At 42.0% G+C, this 18,545-nt stretch carries 21 protein-coding genes; 12 read left to right on the top strand and 9 right to left on the bottom strand.

Annotation, left to right across the window (positions count from 1 at the left end; all coding sequences use genetic code 11):
* Positions 1-105: 105 nt before the first annotated feature.
* A complete protein-coding gene (locus CYLST_RS06805) occupies positions 106-1,590 on the bottom strand; it encodes a CIA30 family protein (RefSeq protein ID WP_015206966.1) in 1,485 nt (494 codons plus the stop codon).
* Positions 1,591-1,977: 387 nt separating this feature from the next.
* On the opposite strand from CYLST_RS06805, the gene CYLST_RS06800 reads away from it, so the two are divergent.
* From CYLST_RS06800 to CYLST_RS06790, 3 genes are all read left to right on the top strand, one after another.
* Positions 1,978-2,478 carry a HugZ family pyridoxamine 5'-phosphate oxidase gene (locus CYLST_RS06800; RefSeq protein WP_015206965.1) on the top strand — a complete coding sequence of 167 codons (501 nt, stop codon included), beginning with the start codon at positions 1,978-1,980 and terminating at the stop codon, positions 2,476-2,478.
* 23 nt (positions 2,479-2,501) lie between these two features.
* Positions 2,502-3,386, top strand: coding sequence for an alpha/beta fold hydrolase (locus CYLST_RS06795; RefSeq protein WP_015206964.1), 885 nt, complete (start codon positions 2,502-2,504; stop codon positions 3,384-3,386).
* Positions 3,387-3,450: 64 nt separating this feature from the next.
* Complete coding sequence (locus tag CYLST_RS06790; RefSeq protein ID WP_015206963.1) at positions 3,451-4,098, top strand: hypothetical protein; 648 nt, start codon at positions 3,451-3,453, stop codon at positions 4,096-4,098.
* 89 nt (positions 4,099-4,187) lie between these two features.
* On the opposite strand, the gene plsY is transcribed toward CYLST_RS06790, so the two are convergent.
* The 4 genes from plsY to CYLST_RS06770 form a co-directional block, all read right to left on the bottom strand.
* Positions 4,188-4,865, bottom strand: coding sequence for a glycerol-3-phosphate 1-O-acyltransferase PlsY (gene plsY, locus CYLST_RS06785; RefSeq protein ID WP_015206962.1), 678 nt, complete (start codon positions 4,863-4,865; stop codon positions 4,188-4,190).
* 123 nt (positions 4,866-4,988) lie between these two features.
* Positions 4,989-6,242, bottom strand: a complete 1,254-nt coding sequence (locus CYLST_RS06780; RefSeq protein ID WP_015206961.1) for a DUF3086 domain-containing protein — start codon at positions 6,240-6,242, stop codon at positions 4,989-4,991.
* A gap of 141 nt (positions 6,243-6,383) precedes the next feature.
* Positions 6,384-6,800 carry a DUF3119 family protein gene (locus CYLST_RS06775; RefSeq protein ID WP_041232998.1) on the bottom strand — a complete coding sequence of 139 codons (417 nt, stop codon included), beginning with the start codon at positions 6,798-6,800 and terminating at the stop codon, positions 6,384-6,386.
* A gap of 26 nt (positions 6,801-6,826) precedes the next feature.
* A complete protein-coding gene (locus tag CYLST_RS06770) occupies positions 6,827-7,624 on the bottom strand; it encodes an MlaE family lipid ABC transporter permease subunit (protein WP_015206959.1) in 798 nt (265 codons plus the stop codon).
* A 395-nt stretch (positions 7,625-8,019) separates the two neighbouring features.
* On the opposite strand from CYLST_RS06770, the gene CYLST_RS06765 reads away from it, so the two are divergent.
* From CYLST_RS06765 to CYLST_RS06730, 8 genes are all read left to right on the top strand, one after another.
* Positions 8,020-8,316: a hypothetical protein gene (locus CYLST_RS06765; RefSeq protein WP_015206958.1), complete on the top strand. Its 297-nt coding sequence runs from the start codon at positions 8,020-8,022 to the stop codon at positions 8,314-8,316.
* Positions 8,317-8,756: 440 nt separating this feature from the next.
* Positions 8,757-9,578 (top strand): signal peptide peptidase SppA, encoded by an 822-nt coding sequence (gene sppA / locus CYLST_RS06760; protein ID WP_015206957.1) that lies wholly within the window; start codon positions 8,757-8,759, stop codon positions 9,576-9,578.
* 75 nt (positions 9,579-9,653) lie between these two features.
* Positions 9,654-10,055 carry a chorismate mutase gene (aroH, locus tag CYLST_RS06755; RefSeq protein WP_015206956.1) on the top strand — a complete coding sequence of 134 codons (402 nt, stop codon included), beginning with the start codon at positions 9,654-9,656 and terminating at the stop codon, positions 10,053-10,055.
* Between the two features lie 36 nt (positions 10,056-10,091).
* Positions 10,092-10,376, top strand: coding sequence for a hypothetical protein (locus CYLST_RS06750; protein WP_015206955.1), 285 nt, complete (start codon positions 10,092-10,094; stop codon positions 10,374-10,376).
* A gap of 37 nt (positions 10,377-10,413) precedes the next feature.
* The gene (locus tag CYLST_RS06745) at positions 10,414-10,644 is read left to right on the top strand and encodes an addiction module protein (RefSeq protein ID WP_015206954.1); all 231 of its coding nucleotides are present in this window, start codon (positions 10,414-10,416) and stop codon (positions 10,642-10,644) included.
* A complete protein-coding gene (locus CYLST_RS06740; RefSeq protein WP_015206953.1) occupies positions 10,641-10,985 on the top strand; it encodes a type II toxin-antitoxin system RelE/ParE family toxin in 345 nt (114 codons plus the stop codon). The genes CYLST_RS06745 and CYLST_RS06740 overlap by 4 nt, the downstream gene beginning before the upstream one ends.
* Positions 10,986-11,046: 61 nt before the next feature.
* A complete protein-coding gene (locus CYLST_RS06735) occupies positions 11,047-11,268 on the top strand; it encodes a hypothetical protein (RefSeq protein ID WP_015206952.1) in 222 nt (73 codons plus the stop codon).
* Positions 11,268-11,675 (top strand): type II toxin-antitoxin system VapC family toxin, encoded by a 408-nt coding sequence (locus CYLST_RS06730; RefSeq protein ID WP_015206951.1) that lies wholly within the window; start codon positions 11,268-11,270, stop codon positions 11,673-11,675. The genes CYLST_RS06735 and CYLST_RS06730 overlap by 1 nt, the downstream gene beginning before the upstream one ends.
* Before the next feature lie 26 nt (positions 11,676-11,701).
* On the opposite strand, the gene crtR is transcribed toward CYLST_RS06730, so the two are convergent.
* On the bottom strand, positions 11,702-12,592 hold the full coding sequence (crtR, locus tag CYLST_RS06725) for a beta-carotene hydroxylase (RefSeq protein WP_015206950.1): 891 nt from the start codon (positions 12,590-12,592) through the stop codon (positions 11,702-11,704).
* Between the two features lie 358 nt (positions 12,593-12,950).
* On the opposite strand from crtR, the gene pyk reads away from it, so the two are divergent.
* On the top strand, positions 12,951-14,720 hold the full coding sequence (pyk, locus tag CYLST_RS06720; protein WP_015206949.1) for a pyruvate kinase: 1,770 nt from the start codon (positions 12,951-12,953) through the stop codon (positions 14,718-14,720).
* A gap of 74 nt (positions 14,721-14,794) precedes the next feature.
* Here the strand turns inward: pyk and CYLST_RS06715 are convergent, their stop codons facing one another.
* From CYLST_RS06715 to CYLST_RS06705, 3 genes are all read right to left on the bottom strand, one after another.
* The gene (locus tag CYLST_RS06715) at positions 14,795-15,391 is read right to left on the bottom strand and encodes a Uma2 family endonuclease (RefSeq protein ID WP_015206948.1); all 597 of its coding nucleotides are present in this window, start codon (positions 15,389-15,391) and stop codon (positions 14,795-14,797) included.
* 45 nt (positions 15,392-15,436) lie between these two features.
* Positions 15,437-16,510, bottom strand: coding sequence for a glycosyltransferase family 4 protein (locus CYLST_RS06710; RefSeq protein ID WP_015206947.1), 1,074 nt, complete (start codon positions 16,508-16,510; stop codon positions 15,437-15,439).
* Between the two features lie 743 nt (positions 16,511-17,253).
* Complete coding sequence (locus tag CYLST_RS06705; RefSeq protein ID WP_015206946.1) at positions 17,254-18,522, bottom strand: class I SAM-dependent methyltransferase; 1,269 nt, start codon at positions 18,520-18,522, stop codon at positions 17,254-17,256.
* Positions 18,523-18,545: the final 23 nt, after the last annotated feature.

The raw sequence follows: 18,545 nt of genomic DNA, 5'->3' as shown, positions 1-18,545 counted from the left end.
CGAGGAACTAGATACCCGACTCCTTTGAGAAGTCGGGTATCTCTAGCTTTCAAATCTCCCCTCCTCGCAAGCGGGGCGGGGATTAAGGGGTGGGGTTCTTTGAATTTATTTATCAGGGTGTAATTGAGAAAATAACTTTTGCCAATCGATAGAATTAGGACTATTTTCTCCTGCTTTCACCTCAAAGGTGCGGTTACTCGCTGTTGGTTGTTGTAGCGCTTGAACGCAAAGTTCGGCAATATCCTCACGGCTAATTTTGCCCCGAATATTGTCACCTTGTTCAAATATATATTCTTTGCCCCCTGCTTCTTCAGTTAAAGCACAAGGTCGAATAATTGTGTAAGGAATTCCACTTGATCTTAAACTATCTTCACCCTTGAATTTCCAAGTTAAAATTCCTCCCAATTGGTCATTTAATCTTACCGCTGGTGGTTCTTCATCTAAATTAATCCCAGGTCTTCCGGGACGAGTTACCCCAGCAGAACTAACAAGGACAAACTGTGGTGAAACTTCCCCGTCATAAGCTTTAATTGCTTCCACTTCCAAAGCGAAACCACCAGGAGTAAATTTAGGATTTAAAGCGCCATCATATTCAAATTTGCTCAACATCAATTGCAATGAGCTAATTTTGCTAGTGTCAATTGGTGGACAGTCTTTAACAACTTTTGCCCGAAATACCGGCACCAATTCGCTAAAAGGAATGCGAATATCTATCCAGGTATTAGCTACAGTGTCGAAAGAATAGCTAAAACCGACACCATCCCAAGTTGTTTCTGTCCGTAAAAATATTTTATAACGCTGACCGTCACCTTTGAGGCGCAATTCTACACCTTGATAACCAGATAAGTTAATAGATGGGGTAAAATTCTTAGTTCTCACAGAAGCAAATCCCCCAGAGTTGGCGGTGGAGACATTACCAGCAAACACCGCTGAATTTTCTAGTAGTTGGAAATTACTTGCACTCACGCCACCCATCACGACATCATCCAGCGCACCCCAGATATTTTTTAATTCATCTGATGGTTTGGTGAAATCAAATATCAATTTTTCGTCTGCTTGGGGTAGATATTTTGCTGCTGCTTCTACTAAGTTTTTTACACCTTGATATTCTACATTTTCTGGTGTGTCACCAACTATTTCTGGGAGGTAAAATTTGACGCCTTGATTATATTTGGCTCTATCTGCTGTATCTCCCTCCACTGGTTGCACGCGCACTGCTGTACAACACACCACAGCTTGGATATTAGCCATAACTATGGGGGTTAAAGTTTCGGGTTTGGTGATGTCTGCAACTACCAAATCTACGTCATTACCAAGGATTGTTCTGGCTTTCTCGATGTCGCGGACTAGCGATCGCACTTTATACCCCTGTTCTACCAATCGTCGCACCACACGTTTACCGACGCCACCCGTCGCACCTGCTACCAAGATTACACCCACTTTTCTTCCTCCATTGGGTATATTTTCATTATCCTTGGGACGACCTTGGATTAACTGCTGTACCCAGTTAAGTAAAGGAATTACCTCAAAGTAGGTAAGGGTTTCGATGAACCTGCATAAGTCCCATTGAGAACGATTTTTGTCAGTCACAATTGCGTCCTCACTATTTTACTTAAGTCTAGCCTAATGGGAGAACAATGAACAAGTCTTAGCGGTTCGTTGGCGATATTTTGAATTCTGTATTTGTCTTGCTCATTTTCTATTACTCTCGAAAAAAAGAGCTTTGGGAATTTACCTGGCTAGCTCATTAGTAGATATAGTTATCGGATCTTCCTTCATAAAAATTATTATTTTAAGGAACTGCAACGGACACCAAGGGAAGAAAGAAAAGGTTTTACTAATGATTCATTAATTTTATAGTATCAATAGTATTTGCAGATGGTAAACTCTACCATGAGGATGAAAACAAAGTTGCCCTAAATATGAATTCCAATATTATAATTATTAAAATATTTCTCATCAAAGATTAATTGACTTATGAGCCAACTAGAAAAAGCTCAAGCAGAGTATGAAACTTTTATTGAAGAATTTGCCAGCCTCGTCATTGGCACTGTGAGTGAAGCGGGAATCCCTAACGCTAGTTATGCTCCCTTCTGGATGGATGATGCCAAAAATATTTATATCTATGTTAGTGGTCTTTCGACCCATACCAAAAACATCTATGCTAATTCTCATATAAGTGTTCTATTTATCGAGGATGAGGCTAAGGCTGATCAAGTTTTTGCCCGTCGTCGTTTAAGCTTTGACTGTACAGCAACTTTGATCGAACGAGAAACTGACAAGTGGAATTATATTGTTGACCAATTTCAAGGGCGTTTTGGTCAGATCGTTGATATTTTACGCGGCTTGTCTGACTTTCGGATTTTCCAATTAACTCCAAGTGAAGGCCGTTTTGTCATCGGTTTCGGGGCAGCTTATCATATTAGTGGTGAGAACCTGAATCAACTTGTTCAGATCACAGGAGATAAAGCAGGATAAAGGATGAGATTTTCATAATTCATATGCTTCAATTTAAACCTCCTGGCTTTGGGCATAAAGTCATCAATACATCTTTGGGGGCTATGGTTTACTATACCCAAACCGCTGCACCTTGGATAATTGCTAACACTGAAGAGTTGCCCCCGCTATTGTTCTTGCACAACTTTGGTGGGGGTGCGTCTGCTTATGAATGGTCTAAGGTTTACCCCGCATTTGCCTCTAGATACCGCATCTTAGCCCCCGATTTAATCGGTTGGGGAGAATCTGCTCATCCAGTGCGAGATTACGAAATTAGGGATTATCTGAGTGCGATCGCCGAATTTATTACCCAAACTTGCCACAAACCTGTCGCAGTCATAGCTTCATCCCTCACAGCAGCTTTTACCATCCGTCTGGCCATTACCCAACCTGAGTTATTTCAAGCACTGTTTCTCGTGTCTCCCTCTGGATTTGACGACTTCGGGCAAGGTGCTGGACGTAGACTACCAGTTTCTGTAATCAATACACCACTGTTAGACTCTTTAATTTATGCACTGGGTGCTGAAAATGAATTTGCGGTGCGGAATTTTTTGCAGAGTTTTCTGTTCGCTAAACCAGAACGAGTAACTCAGGAAATGGTGGATGCTTATTTAACCTCTGCACAGCAGCCTAATGCCAAGTTTGCCGCTTTGGCGTTTTTGCGGGGTGACCTTTATTTTGACTTGAGTTTATATATTCAACAATTGAGAATTCCCACTGTGATATTTTGGGGTGAAAAAGCACAATTTACTAAGATCAACCTAGGGCAACGCTTGGCAAATTTAAATCCAGATGTGATTCGAGATTTTTATGGTATTCCCAACACGGGAATACTACCCCATCTAGAAACTCCAGAAGTTGTAATTGGTTTATTACAACGCTATCTGTAGCTTAGACTAAATCTAAATCACCAAAAACTTCATCATTGTTATTAGGAATTTTCAGGAAGATTTTATGTTAGTCAAAGACGGAATTATTTATCAGTTATTAGCAGCCCCAGATTTAGAAGCCACCATTAATTGTATGGCTGAGGCTTTTCCCAATAGTGAACCATTGACGACAGCATTAGGTATAACTATAGATGAATTTTATCCTTTTGCCGAACTTGTCTGTATTCAAGCAGTCGAAGAAGGACTATCTCATATAGCTAAAGATGCAAATACAGGGAAAGTTATAGGTTTTAGAATTTCTGAAGATTTGATTCAGGAAGAAAGTGAAGAAAATAATACAGTTATAAATAGCTTGATTAAATTTTATCCAATTATCTCTTTATTAAAAGATATAAAAGAGGCATATTTGCGGGACAAAATCATCCAAAAAGGACAGGTACTGCATTTTATTATGGTTGGAGTGCAGAAAAATTACCGCAATCTCAATATAGCGAAAAATCTAATTACAGAAAATCTTGGTTTAGCTGAAGATAAAAAATTTACTACTGTGATTTGTGAGGCTACAGGCAAAATTTCTCAGCATAATGCACGCAAGCTAGGATTTAATGAGATTGTTGCTATTGAATACAAAGATTATCTATATCAAGGGTTAAAAGTTTTTGAGAAGATAGAACCTCACGCCAAATGCATTTTAATGGAAAAGATCATCTAGCTGTTCTAGACTGAATCAAATACACGACTTGACCTAACGGGGAGTGTAGAGACGTTGCATGCAACGTCTCTGCATTTGCAGGAGAGATGTTAAATCTGTTCAGGTTCCGTCGCTAAACTCTGCCCAATTTTTGGTTCAGTACCCGCCAGTAATCGCTCAATATTACTGCGGTGGCGCAAAATCACATACAACCCACCGACAGCGCCAAACAGAATGTAGGGCAATGGTTGACGCCAAATTATCATAAAAATCGGCACAGCGATCGCACCGGCAATGGAACTCAAAGAGACAATCCGCGATATTGCCACTACCGCAGCAAACACACCCACCGTTGCCAAACCCACCTGCCAACTCATTGCCAGCAAAATCCCCACACCGGTAGCAACGGATTTACCACCACTAAAGCCCAAAAAAATTGACTTACTGTGTCCGATAATGGCGGCTGATCCAGCAGAAATTACCAGCCAAGGTTTCCACAGTGCCACATCTACCGTTGGTAGGATTAAATTTTGACTGGGAGCAAAGTTAAATAGCCAGTAAACGAGTGCGATCGCTAATACGCCCTTTAAGCAATCTACCAATAACACCAAAGCTCCTGGCCCTTTCCCCAACGTTCTTAACACATTTGTGGCACCGGTTGAACCTGAACCTACTTCCCGAATATCAATACCCTTTAACTGCTTCACGGCAATATACCCAGTAGGGAAAGAACCCAGCAGGTAAGCTACCACCACAATTGCACCACACAAAGTTAACCAAATAGCCATAAACAATTAATTCAAAATTCAAAATTCAAAATTCAAAAAAAGTCACCAGTCCAGAATAATACTTCTTGACCAATGACTAATGACTAATGACTAATGACTAATGACTAATGACTAATAACTAACTTAAAAGTCATCATCATAGTTATTTTTCACTGTTTTGGGGTCAGGAGCAAAGGCTAACCACAGGGGAAATTGCAGCAGTGCCAAACTGATTTGCTCTTCAGAATCATCCATCACAATCAAGGGCAGTTGATTCGCTTTCACCAATCGGTCTGCCTTCTGGGCTAAGGCATTCGAGGTTTCAAACAATACCACGCCTCGGTCAGGGCCGAAATCTGGACGACCAATTCCCAGACAGTCTTGCAACCCGCGCCGCCATTCACCCAAACGTTCTGGGGTATTAGCTAAAACCAAAGTCCGGACTCGCTCTCCATACAGCTTATGTAGTATTGAAATCACTGCTGAGGTAATCAGGATATTCTGCAAGCGGCTACCCATCGTCCGCAAAGCACCTCGTCCCCCTTGGTTAAAAAACCAGTTAGAAACTCGTTCTGCGTGGACTGGTTCAAAAGTGCGGCGCAATTGCCACGCCGGTCCGTAGTAATCTGGCTGGCTGCGGTATTGGTCAATCAGGCGGCGAATTTGCTTTGTAGTATCTTGAAACTGCTGTTGGGCAAATTGTGGGATACCTGGCTGAGTTTCGACGAGTTTAACCTCTTTCACCGCTGGCTTTTCTCTTCGTTCCGTGACAATCGGCGCTAGTTGCAACTGTTCTGCTGCTGATGCCAAATCTTGTAAGCTGCCTGTGAGATAGTCTTTAAAACCCTGTACCCGAATTGCCAAATCTTGAGATGTTCCCGCAAAAGTGGTTCGCATCTCGTTGCGAATGCGTTCTTGTCGGCGTTCCAGTTGTTCCACAGAAATTTGCAACGCTTGTTTACGTTGTTCTAACTGCACCAGCGACTCTTGCACGAGTCGTCCTAAAGCAGTTTGAGTTTCATTCACTTGTTTCTGAAGATTGTTGTAAGAAACTTGCAGATTGGCTATTTCTGCTTTGAGGGCTTCTTCAGTGTGCTGTAAATCTGCCAGCCTTTGCTGTGCAAGCGTTGCTAGTGAATTATCTTCTGATTCTGCTGGTAATGGCGTCACCAACTCGTCTGTTGATTCGACTGTAGAATTTTCTGCTTCAGTACCCGCCAGTATTGGCTCAAAATTTGCGTAGTCTGGTTGGGCGTTGTCAACTGATGGACTTGGTGCTTCTGTTTCCAGCACTAACTCAGCAGGTGGTTTATCTTGTTCTTCAACTGTAGGGTTTTGTTGTATTTGTTCCAACCACTGATCAATTGATTCTGGGGTTTGGGATTCCTCTGGGTTCATAAATAATAGTGCAATTCCTCTGGCGCGAATAAATAGCTTTCTGAAATATACAACCGACTTACCACAAAACAGTTTAGTAGGGTGCGTTCTCTAACGCACCGTTTCTGAGATTGGTGCGTTCCTAACGCACCCTACTAAGTACTAAATGCGTGGACAACGTTCTTCCAGACAAGTTTTCAGGGTATTGGGGTCAAATATAATTGGCAAAAAGTGAATGCTGTTGATTTCTTTAAAGTAAAACAGTATGGGAATTCTATTCCAGAAGATCCGCCAGTTTTGCCACTCTTGGTAGGGAAAGCGGCGAATTAATTTTTCACCTCTGTAAAGATCGAAGTCGGTGGCGGTAAATTGCAACCGCAGCGTTGCGGCCTGAAACAACAGAAACAAGCCCAAAAATGCGATCGCACTTCCTACCCAAGGTTGTACCAATAGCAGGGGAATCGCGACAATCACCAACACGATAGGGATGTTGTAACTAGGCTTGAGTTCTACGGTTGATATGGAGTTAGGTGCATATGAACTGGTCACAGTCTCAAAACCTGCTTTGTGAGTGGACATTATTTCCATTTTAAAAGGTCAAGTCCTTATAAACCTGGGCTAAATGGCTCGCTAGTTCCCTGAAACATTAACCACGAAAGAAAAAAGTTGCTAATAAAGATAATCATCAAGGCGGTTACAACAGCAGTTGTGGTAGATTGTCCTACTCCTTTGGCTCCTCCTGTTGTTGTCAAGCCCCAACTGCAACCAATGACAGCGATTAAAACGCCAAAACAACCGGCTTTAATCAAGGCACTACAAATATCCCAGACGCCGAGAAAGTTTCGGGCTGAGTCTAGAAATACTGTGTCAGAGAGGTTGTAAATATTTGTCGCAATTAACAATCCCCCAAACATCCCTGTGATCAAAGACAGCAGGGTTAAAATTGGCAGCATTAACAAACAAGCAAGGACACGGGGGATAACTAGGTAATCAATTGGATCGGTTTTTAGCATCAACATGGCATCAATTTGCTCTGTGACTCGCATGGTACCGATTTCCGCCGCAAAAGCCGAACCAACTCGCCCCGCCAAAATCACTGCTGTTAGTACGGGCGAAAGTTCCCTTGTCAACGCTACTGACAGCACTCCGCCGACGAGGTTGCCGGCGCCAAAGGTGATAAACTCCCGCGCCACCTGAATGGTAAACACCGCGCCGACAAAAACAGCCGTTAATAGGGCAATCAATAGGGAATCGGGCCCAACTGCTGCCAATTGCTCTAAAGTGTTGCGCCGATGGATTTTGCCCCTAAATAGGTGAACTATTACTTGTCCACCCAGCAAAATTGCTGCCAGCAGCCGCTGACTCCATGCTCCTAAACTGGATTTAGATATAGTCTCGCTCAATGTTCTGTAGCTAACTCGGTAACTGCTTTAAGAATAGCGAAAGTCATTAGCCATTAGTCATTAATCATTCGTTTTCTGCCGCCATCTCCCGTCTTTTCTTGTCGGGTGAAACATTAACTTAGTTTAAAGCTCCTCTCAGAAAATTAAGCTATTTTTAAGCGTATTATAACGCATTAGTACAGATATTTTAGGGATATAAGGTTGATTTTACAAGGGTTTCGGCGAATTTTGGTCTGTTAATTATCCCCAGCATTTATGGGAACTAGAAGCTGTTTCTTTTAATCAAAACTTAAGATTTTTGACAGAATCTCTGCTCAGGAGCGATCGCACTTATTGTAGAAAATGACATACAGCTTTCCAGCTAATGTCCTCTTTACTCAAGGAGCTGGCCCTAAATGACCATTTTGACTAACTTTCTCCGTTCCCTGCTGCTGACGACAGTTTTTAGTTTTGTCGCTCCCATGTTCTTGGTCGGGGGTTTTTTGCTCCTTTTATCCCTCACAGGTCATATTCCTGGTTTACAAGGTGCGACGGAGGATATCTTGACTCAGATCATGCATTTCCTTGCCACCTTTGGCAGCGGGAGTTCCCTGCATGGACTATTTGTGATTAGTTTTACTTGTGGTTTTGTCGGCGCACTGTTTGATATGTATGCTTATTATCGATATCAGATTTTACGAATTGATTCTTGAGTAGTTAAAATGTCATCGTCAGGTGCTCATAGTCAGCACAAAATATCAAACAGCAATCATCCTCAGCGCAGAAGATGTTGCTAGTCCTGACTTAGATAAATATTAGCGTTTCTGATAAAGTTTGGAAAAATCAAAGAGAACAGACCTTTGTTATTAGTTGCTAATGACCGGGGAATCTGCTGTGCTTTCTCCCAGGGTGTTTAGCGAATAGCGTTAGACGCCAAGTCGGAGTTGAGCATTTTGTGTAAAGCACGCTCCTCCTATAGACTTGATTTAATATGCAATGAGAATAGCAAATAGAGCTATCCTCAAAATATAAAATTTTCCTTAAGATTTTAAATGGCATCATGCCTGCTAATTTTTCTTAACATGATCAAGCAGGTCGTCTGAGCGCTAGGCATTGTTATATTGATCTTATCTAAAAGGTTATTTGATTGCTCATGGTTTGGCCATTTAAGTCTAAGTTTCGTAAACAAATTGCGCGGATTGAAATCACTGGTGCGATCGCTGGTGCTACACGCAAACGTGTGTTAGAAGCTCTGAAAACTGTAGAAGAGAAAAAGTTTCCGGCATTACTGCTACGCATCGATAGTCCTGGCGGTACAGTCGGAGATTCCCAAGAAATCTACAGCGCTTTAAAGCGTTTACGCGAGAAAATCAAAATCGTTGCCAGTTTTGGCAATATCTCAGCTTCTGGCGGTGTCTACATCGGCATGGGAGCAGAACACATCATGGCTAACCCTGGCACGATTACAGGTAGTATTGGCGTGATTTTGCGTGGTAATAACCTGGAAGTCTTGCTAGAAAAAATCGGTGTTTCTTTCAAGGTAATCAAGTCTGGCCCGTACAAAGACATTTTGGCATTTGACCGGGAACTGACTGCGCCAGAAGCAACGATTTTGCAAGAGTTGATTGATATCAGTTATCAGCAATTTGTGCAAACGATCGCCGAAGCCCGTTCTTTAGAGGTAGAAACTGTAAAAAGTTTCGCCGATGGTCGGATTTTTACAGGACAGCAAGCCGTAGAGTTGGGTGTTGTAGACCGATTGGGAACAGAAGAAGATGCACGTCGCTGGACTGCTGAATTGGTAGGTCTTGATCCAGAGAAAACACCTTGCTATACCCTAGAAGAACGTAAACCCTTGTTGAGTCGCGTTTTACCAGGGAGTCGTCAGGTTTCATCAGGAATTGGGGCTGGTATAAACTGGCTCGAATTTGAAATGTCTACCAGTGGGCTGCCTCTGTGGTTATATCGACCATAAAAATCAATTATCAATAGTCGGGGCGGGGTTTCCCCGCCTGATCAATATAAGGAGGACTTAGGAGTGGAGTGGCAAATGCGGGCTATTCGCGGAGCGACAACTGTTGCCGAAAATACCGTGGAGGCAATCAGAGAAGCGGTGACGGAGTTACTAGATGAACTGGAACAACGGAATCAACTCCAGCCGCACGACATAATTAGTGTTACTTTCTCAGTGACGCGGGATCTTGATGCGATTTTTCCAGCTGCGATCGCTAGATCTCGACCTCTCTGGGACAATGTGGCTATGTTAGATGTACAGCAAATGCATGTTGAGGGTAGCTTACAGCGCTGCATCCGGTTTTTAATCCATGCCTACCTACCAACTTCCGCCCCAATTTACCACACCTATTTGCGCCATGCCGCCAACTTGCGCCCCGACTGGAGTTTACCTCAGCCGTTACAACCATCACAGCAAGCGGTAGAGACAAAAGTTTAAAATACTCAGGTAAATATATGTAAGAATAAACACAAAATGAGCTATTTCGGTGATGCGATCGCTCAACCTACTGCTATTGGTGGGAGAATCTTCACTCAACGGGGAACTGGTGTATGCGTCAAGCTAGAAGATTTTCTAACTATTCTCTCCAAAATGGAAGCGCCACTTGTGATTGTTACAAGTGAAGGTTTTTTTACAAAAATCTATAAATATGTGACTGCATACAAAGGTTTTGTGTTTTTCACAGAATCCTTAGATAAGTTGGAATTGGGTAGCAATATTGAGGTAATCTACGCTCAAAGTTTGGGGACTGATATTTGAAGTGACAATTAATAGACTATTTAGGAGATGGTACAACATGACTGAAATTGCAGAAAAGCTCAAACTAGAACTATCTCAACTATCCATAAAAGACCGTGCGGAACTTGCTTACTTTTTAATTCATTCCCTAGATGAAAGTATAGATGAAAATATCGAAGCCGCTTGGGATAAAGAATTAACTAGAAGACTAGACGAGATCCATTGCGGAAAAGCGACAGGTGAACCAGCAAATAAAGTGTTTTCCGAGTTGCGAGAAAAGTATTCGTGAAGCCAGTCATTATCCATACCGAAGCTATCAGGGAGTTTGATAACGCGATCGCTTATTACGAAGCGCAAAAGGTAGGATTGGGGCTTGATTTACTATCTGAAGTCGAGCAAGCTCTGGGAAATATCCGGCAAAATCCGAATCTGGGAACGCAACACGCAATTGCAGGGGTACGTCGTTACGTCCTCCAACGTTTCCCGTATCTCGTCTTTTACGTCGAATTCGAGGAGTTTATTTGGATTATGGCGATGGCGCGGAGCGCCCGCTGGAAGCGATCGCACATGGAAGACGAAAACCAGATTACTGGAAAAAACGAGAGATTGAATGATACTATAACAGACTAACAACTTGGTGCAGCAGGCATTTTACAATTGAGATGCCATCGATTCAGGCAGGAAAACGCTGATGACGTTACAAGAACTGCAAAAACAGGTGCTAGAATTGCCAATTAGCGATCGCCGGCAATTAGTACAAATTCTTTTGGAATCTCTACAACAGGAAACTCACCCAGTCGTTAAGAAGGGTAACTTGTCCCGGTTGTGTGGTATCGCAAAAAATGCAGCGGTATCAGCTGATGAAGATGTTGCAGCTGATTATGCCACCTATCTAACCGAGAAGTATCAATAATGCGAGTTTTGATTGATACTAATGTCGTTCTTGATTTCTTGCAAGCACGAGCGCCTTTTGTAGAGGATGCAGTCAAGCTGTTTGAAAAAATTGATGCTGGTGAAGTTGAAGGATTTATAGCCGCAACAACGATTACCAATATTTATTACATCATTCATAAAGCAGCAGGTGCGATAGTGGCTCAAGATGCCATCACCCAAATTCTGACAGATTTACAAATTTGTGCGGTTGATAGAAGCGTTTTAGAACAAGCAAACGCTTTAAATTTTCAAGATTTTGAGGATGCTGTGCAATATGCTTGTGCGATCGCATATAGAGTAGATGCGATCGTCACTCGTGATGTCTCTGGGTTTGTAGATGCAGAAATTCCAGTAATTTCACCTGGGGAAATGAGTAATATCGGATAGGCTTACCGCATGGTTGTGAGCATGGCTTATTCTTTGTGGTGATGAAAGCGGATGCCTACGAAAATATCATACAAGAACTCAAAGAAATCCTTTCTCTGCAACAACCCTGAAGTTTGATAACAGCCTTTCTCATCTAAAAGCGGCTTCATGGTGTAGTATGCAGGCTGATAATTGTACCAGGGGATAGAAGGCCACAAGTGATGAATTAAGTGGTAATTCTGCCCCATAATCAAGATATTCAGGACTTTTCCAGGATAGACGCGGGCATTTTTCCAGCGATCGCGTTCCACAAAAGGACGATGGGGTAAATAATCAAAAAATAACCCCAGTGCTACACCCACCAAAAACGCCGGGATAAACCAAAAGTTGAGAATATAGCCCAAAAAGTGGTATTGCACAGAAAGATAAACAATCGAAATTACAACTAAGCGACTGAAAAACCATTCCCATAGCTCATTTTTACGCCACAGTCGCCGTTGAAAGAAAAATACCTCATGGTACAAAAACCGCACCGCAATCAGCCACAGCGGACCGCCGGTAGAGACATAATGATCAGGGTCATCTTCGGGATGATTGACATGACTATGATGCTGCAAGTGTACCCGTGTAAAGACTGGAAAGGCAAAAGCCAGCATTAAAGCGCTACCATGCCCTAAAGCAGCATTCATTAATCGGTTGCGATGAGCAGATTGGTGACAGGCATCATGAATCACCGTGCCAGCACAATGCAAAGCCAGAGTATTAATACTAAAGCATAGCCAATGGGGCCATTCCCACATCCAGTAACCAAAGTTAGATAACACCAGCATTGTCACAGCTGCTAGAAACAGCAGCAGTGTGGGATTAAAATCACCAGGAGGCGCTAAAAATTCCTTGGGTGGGATTGTCAGTGGTTTTTGTGCCTCCGACGTGAGCATTACTAACTCCTTGTTTATCGAACATTATGAATATACGACAAATCTTAGTAGATAATAAAGTTATGTAAATATTTATGGTGCAAGATTTATCCACGGCTTAACCGAACAGCAGGTGAATAACGTTATGATTCCAGACGAGACCTATATCTTTGCTGATGGGTAAGGCGCGGCGATTCGCAATGTTTTGACGTAAAAGATCTCCCTTGGGGAAGATGCAGACAAGATTGGTGTAAGATATCTAGCCTATCCCATTCCCCTACTCTCTAACTGCTTACATCTATTGATATAGCAGTGACTGAAAAGGAGATGCCGCTTAACTTATGATGACTTCCCAGATAGCTCCCTAAATTCAGCCCCTATGCAATTAAGAGATTCTCTACGCCGGACAAAAATTGTCGCTACTATTGGTCCTGCCACCAGCAGTCCAGAAATGCTCAAGGCGATCATTGAAGCGGGTGCAACCACACTGCGGCTAAACTTCTCCCACGGCACTCATGCCGACCATCAGCGCAGTATTCGCTTAATTCGGCAAACCGCTTTTGAACTAAATCAGCCAGTGGCAATTCTCCAAGACTTGCAAGGACCAAAAATTCGCTTGGGGCGATTTGAAAACGGGTCGATAATTTTGGCAAAAGGCGATCGCTTCACCTTGACAAATCGCCCAGTTATAGGCTCACAAGAAATTAGCTGCGTTACCTACGATTATTTAGCAGAAGAAGTCCCCGTTGGTGCAAAAATCCTCCTTGATGATGGCAGAGTAGAAATGCTGGTGGAGGAGATTAACCGCGACAAAGGTGATCTGCATTGTCGCATCACTGTGCCCGGTAAACTTTCCAACAACAAAGGTGTAAACTTTCCTGGAGTCTACCTGTCGATTAAAGCCATGACCGACAAAGACCGCGAGGATCTAATGTTTGGTCTCGACCAAGGCGTAGACTGGGTAGCACTTTCCTTTGTCCGCAACCCCCAGGACATGATCGAAATCAAAGAGCTAATTTCCAGCACCGGCAAGTATGTGCCAGTAGTTGCCAAAATTGAAAAACATGAAGCCATTGAACAAATGGAAGCAGTACTGGCTTTATGCGATGGCGTCATGGTTGCCAGAGGTGACTTAGGCGTGGAATTACCTGCGGAGGATGTACCTGTGCTCCAAAAGCGGTTAATTGCCACCGCAAACCGCTTGGGGATTCCCATCATCACCGCCACCCAGATGTTAGACAGTATGGTGAGCAACCCCCGTCCCACTCGTGCAGAAGTGTCCGATGTGGCAAATGCCATTTTAGACGGAACTGATGCTGTAATGCTCTCCAATGAAACTGCTGTTGGCGACTTCCCAGTCGAAGCAGTGGCAACAATGGCACGCATTGCTGAACGCATGGAGCAGGAACAAGCACTTAGCTCCACAGCCCGCCAACTAAGAGATAATCGGCGTTCTATTCCCAATGCTATTAGTCAAGCTGTAGGTCAAATTGCCGAACAGCTAGGAGCAGCAGCAATTATGACCCTAACCCAAACCGGGGCAACAGCTCGCAATGTCTCCAAGTTCCGTCCGCAAACACCTATTTTGGCAATCACACCCCATGTGAATGTGGCGCGGCAGCTACAGATGGTATGGGGAGTAAAACCTTTGTTGGTGCTAGGACTACCCTCCACTGGCCAGACATTTCAAGCTGCTATCAATGTTGCTCAAGAAAATCAGCTACTGTCTGAAGGCGATCTAGTGGTAATGACCGCTGGCACACTTCAAGGAGTTTCCGGGTCAACAGATTTGATTAAAGTTGAAGTGGTCACGGCCGTGCTAGGTCAAGGAATTGGGCTGGGACAAGGTTCAGTGAGTGGTCGTGCACGGGTAGCTCATACTGGAATGGATGTGAGTAACTTTAATCCTGGAGATATTTTAGTAGTCTCCCGCACCAGTGCCGATTTTGTTGAGGCAATTCGCAAAGCTGGCGGGATAATTACAGAAGATGAAAGTCTCACCAGTCACGCAGCAGTAATTGGTATGCGTCTCGGTGTACCAGTGATTGTCGGCGTTAAAAAAGCAACTCAAGTAATTCGAGATGGGGCGATTTTGACGCTAGATATGCAACGGGGTTTAGTTTACTCTGGGGCTGTGGGAACGCCTTAAGTAATTCAAAATAGAGCCTACGGCACGCTCCGCGAACAAAATTCAAAATTCAAAATTATTTTTTGAATTTTGAACTAAATCGCTAGTTCTGGTGCGTTTTCAAATGTAACCCGATCATAAATCTGGCGATGGGGAATTTGGCAGTTGGCTGAAGCTAACTTTAAAACTCCATCTTCATCGTCGGATTCACTAAACAGCCAGTTACCTTCTGGTGTTTTGCTAAAATGCTCAATATGAATTTCATATTGGTCAATTAATATATATTCTTGAAATTCGCGAAGGGAACGGTAATAAGTAAATTTGTCGCCTCTATCTCGACTACTTGTAGATTTAGAAAGGACTTCAAAGATAATACTAGGATTTAGCACTGTGTCTGTGCGTCCTTCTTGAAAGATTGCTTGATCTTTGATGATGAGAATATCTGGATATGTGTATTCCCGGTAACGAGGAATCCATAAACGCAAATCGCTTGTATAAACATGATAATTTTGCTCCCTGACAGCAAGGGTAAGAGCAATGATTAAGTTAACAATAATCTGATTATGATTGAGAGAGCCTCCGCTCATTGGCACAATTTCTCCATTTTGATATTCACTGCGGTACTCAGCAGTTGCTTCTTGTGCTAAATATTCATCGATGGAATATTGGCGGGGGGGTGTTTGCACAACCATAGGATTTATTTGGCGAATGTCGAGCAAGATAGCTTTAGGCTAGCATTATAAATAACGGGATAAAACTTCAACGGTGGCTTGTCCTGTTTGTTCCCAACTAAATTGATTGGCTCTAGCGATACTTTGGCGGGAAAGATGCGATCGCCATTCTGAATCATTTACAATTGCCTGCATGGCCTCAGTTATTTCCCCTGGATTGTAGGGATTGATCAGAATCGCCGCGTCACCAGCGACTTCTGGAAGCGAGGAAAGGTTGGAAGTGATCACAGGAGTACCGCAAGCCATCGCTTCCAACACTGGAAAACCAAAGCCTTCCCAGAGACTGGGGAAAACGAGTGCTAGAGCACCGTTGATGATTTTTGGTAATTCGCTATAAGCAACATAGTTGAGGAACTTTACCTGATGCGTTATCCCTAGTTCCTCAACTTGCGCCTGTAAAATCGGGGTATAACGCTGATCAGTGGGGCCTGCTAGCCACAGTTCATAGTCACCCCTATTAGGTAGCGCAGCGAAGGCTGTAATCATTCGCTGTAGGTTTTTGTAGGGATCTTGGCGGCCAATGTAGAGAAAGTAGTTGCTGGTGGGTAGATTGAGAAAATGGAAGTGTGTGCGATCGTGTGCTAAGGGGATAGGAGTAATTTTGCTAGCCGGAATCTGGAAAAAATCCGTAATGTCATTAGCCGTGGACTGGGAGTTGCAGATAACGTGTTCGGCTTGGGTGATGACTTGGGGAATGTAGTAGCGATGGTATGGTGTCAACGGTGAGAAGCGTTTGGGAAAGCGCAAGGGGATAAAATCGTGAACCATCACCACAAAACGACAGTTGCTATACAGGGGTGCTTCTGGTAGTGGGGAAAATAAAAGATTAGATTTGAGATTTTTATAAATCTGCGGTAATTGAAATTGCGTCCAAACTAGGCGGCGGAAATGACCTTTTGTACCTTGATCAGGTGTTAAGTTTGCGGGGACTGGGTAGCAGGTGTAATTGGGAATTTGCCGTGAAATCAATAATGTTGGATTCAGGGACTGAAGGTAAGGAAACAGATTATTAGCGTAGGTTGTTATGCCTGTTGGTTTAGTATTGACAACAGACAAGTTGATGAGAAATTTATTTAACAAAAATAAAAAGTTCCTAGACAAGTAAGTAATGCATTTTTGTTAATTCTAATATATAAGTCTATGAGTATGAGGTTAAAGTTATATTTTTACATTAAGTCGCCTACGGTTGTTGCTCCATGCCATTGCGCTTACTTAATTTAACCATAGGCACCAACAATCGAAAATTAGTTAATTTTATATATTTGTGGTAATTGAAATTGTGTCCAAACCAGATGATAAAAATGACCTTTTGTACCTCGATCAGAAGTCAGATTATCTGGGACTGGGTGGCAATTAAATTCGGAGTACTTTTGTGCTGTTAGTAGAGGGTATTTGATTGTTTTTAAATAAGGGATGAACATTGTTAACGTAATTGCTAACGCTTGTTGGTCAAGAGAATATATTGCTCAATAATAGAATTCACAAAATCATATCAGCTTATTCATCCCTTTTTTGTGAATTTATTTTTACCTTTACATAATATCTGTCCCAATCAAGATTCCAAGGATTAAGGTACAGCATTGCTGTGTTTTTATAGATAATATGGGTGATCAAACATATTGGCTCTTCAGTAGTTAGTATGCTAAAATCGCTCAACTAAATCTCAAAATGCTTGCCGATACTGGGTAATAAGCGTTATTTGCTAACATTTTTTGATTTTTAGTCACCTTGAGCGTTTTACGTGTTATTTCAAAGTACAATTGTGGTTTTTAACTAGTAGTTTGGCATAACAGGTACTGAAGAACCAAAATATTTAATATTATCTACGGTTTGACACATATGATAATGAAACAGAACGCATACTCAGCGCCAACTCGATCACCTAAGTCTCTCAGAGTTTCAACGATTGTTGGGTCATTATCAGTTAAATCACGAACAGGTGAATCTACGTTGTTTATACCCCAATACGGCATTAAAAAAGCACCTTTTGTATCCTTAATTTTAAATCCTACTTGAGTTAGCATTTCTGCTGCTTCGTTATATGTGAATTCTTTTATATGATCGAATGAACACTTAAAATCTTCATATCCAAGCATTCTATTAACACGCAAGTGAAGACTATCACGGTTAGGTGAAGTAACAACAAAAATTCCACCGCTTTTTAATACCCTAAATGCTTCCTTAATACAATCTATAGGGTTGGGTAGGTGCTCTATTACTTCTCTCGCAATGACAACATCGAACCTGTTTTCTTCAAATTCTAGCTTCATCGCATCCATCGCTATAAATTTGAAATTTTGTTTTTTGCTATAGGCAATATTCGCCTGAGATACTGCTACTTCTGAAAGATCTGTCCCAATATATTCTTTGCATTCATCTATATAAGTAGCACTACCTCCATTTCCACAACCAATTTCAAGTATTGTACTATCTTTGGCTGGTAAAATTGCTGCCATCGTATGTCTGGTGAGTTCTGTAGCTCTCACCTCATCCCACAAACACACCATATTATAAGCGTTGTGAGAGTTGTATCTGCTATTCATTAATTCTTTAATCTTTGGTACAGAGAGAGTCGAATAATCTGGATTAGCGGCTACAGAATCCTGTTTAACTAATTGATTTGTTTTTTCTGTTGTCAATTTAGCTATAACCTCCTCCATCACATCTATCTTTTGCAGTAAAGGGATTAAAATTTGCTCAACTTTCTTAAAGATTATAGGTGAAATTTGATAAGCTCTTTCTTGAACTTTCATATTATCTATAAATGATTGCCAATGAACTAATGTAGTATCTACTGTAGAAAGCTTATGTTCTTTAGAAAAAACAACAAATACTTCATTAGCAAATACTGGGATAAAATCTTCTATTATTTGTTTTAGAAAAAGATAGTCTAGTTCATCCATCATCCCCTTATGAATAACTACCCATTGATAGTTAGTCAATTCTGTGTTCCAGTTTGAAGGGTAAGCTATCGTATTGGAAATTTTTTCTATAAATTCACTATTAGCTATTATTTTATCTTCCTCACTAACATTCTCCTGTAAAAACTGTGCTGTATTTAACCAGAAGTCATCATTGATTGGAAATGGCATAATTATCTCCTTAAGTCAGCAAT

This window comes from Cylindrospermum stagnale PCC 7417 (assembly GCF_000317535.1).
In the GTDB taxonomy this organism is placed as follows: domain Bacteria; phylum Cyanobacteriota; class Cyanobacteriia; order Cyanobacteriales; family Nostocaceae; genus Cylindrospermum; species Cylindrospermum stagnale.
Note: the sequence above shows the minus strand (reverse complement) of the source record. Positions and strands in the feature narration are given on the sequence as shown.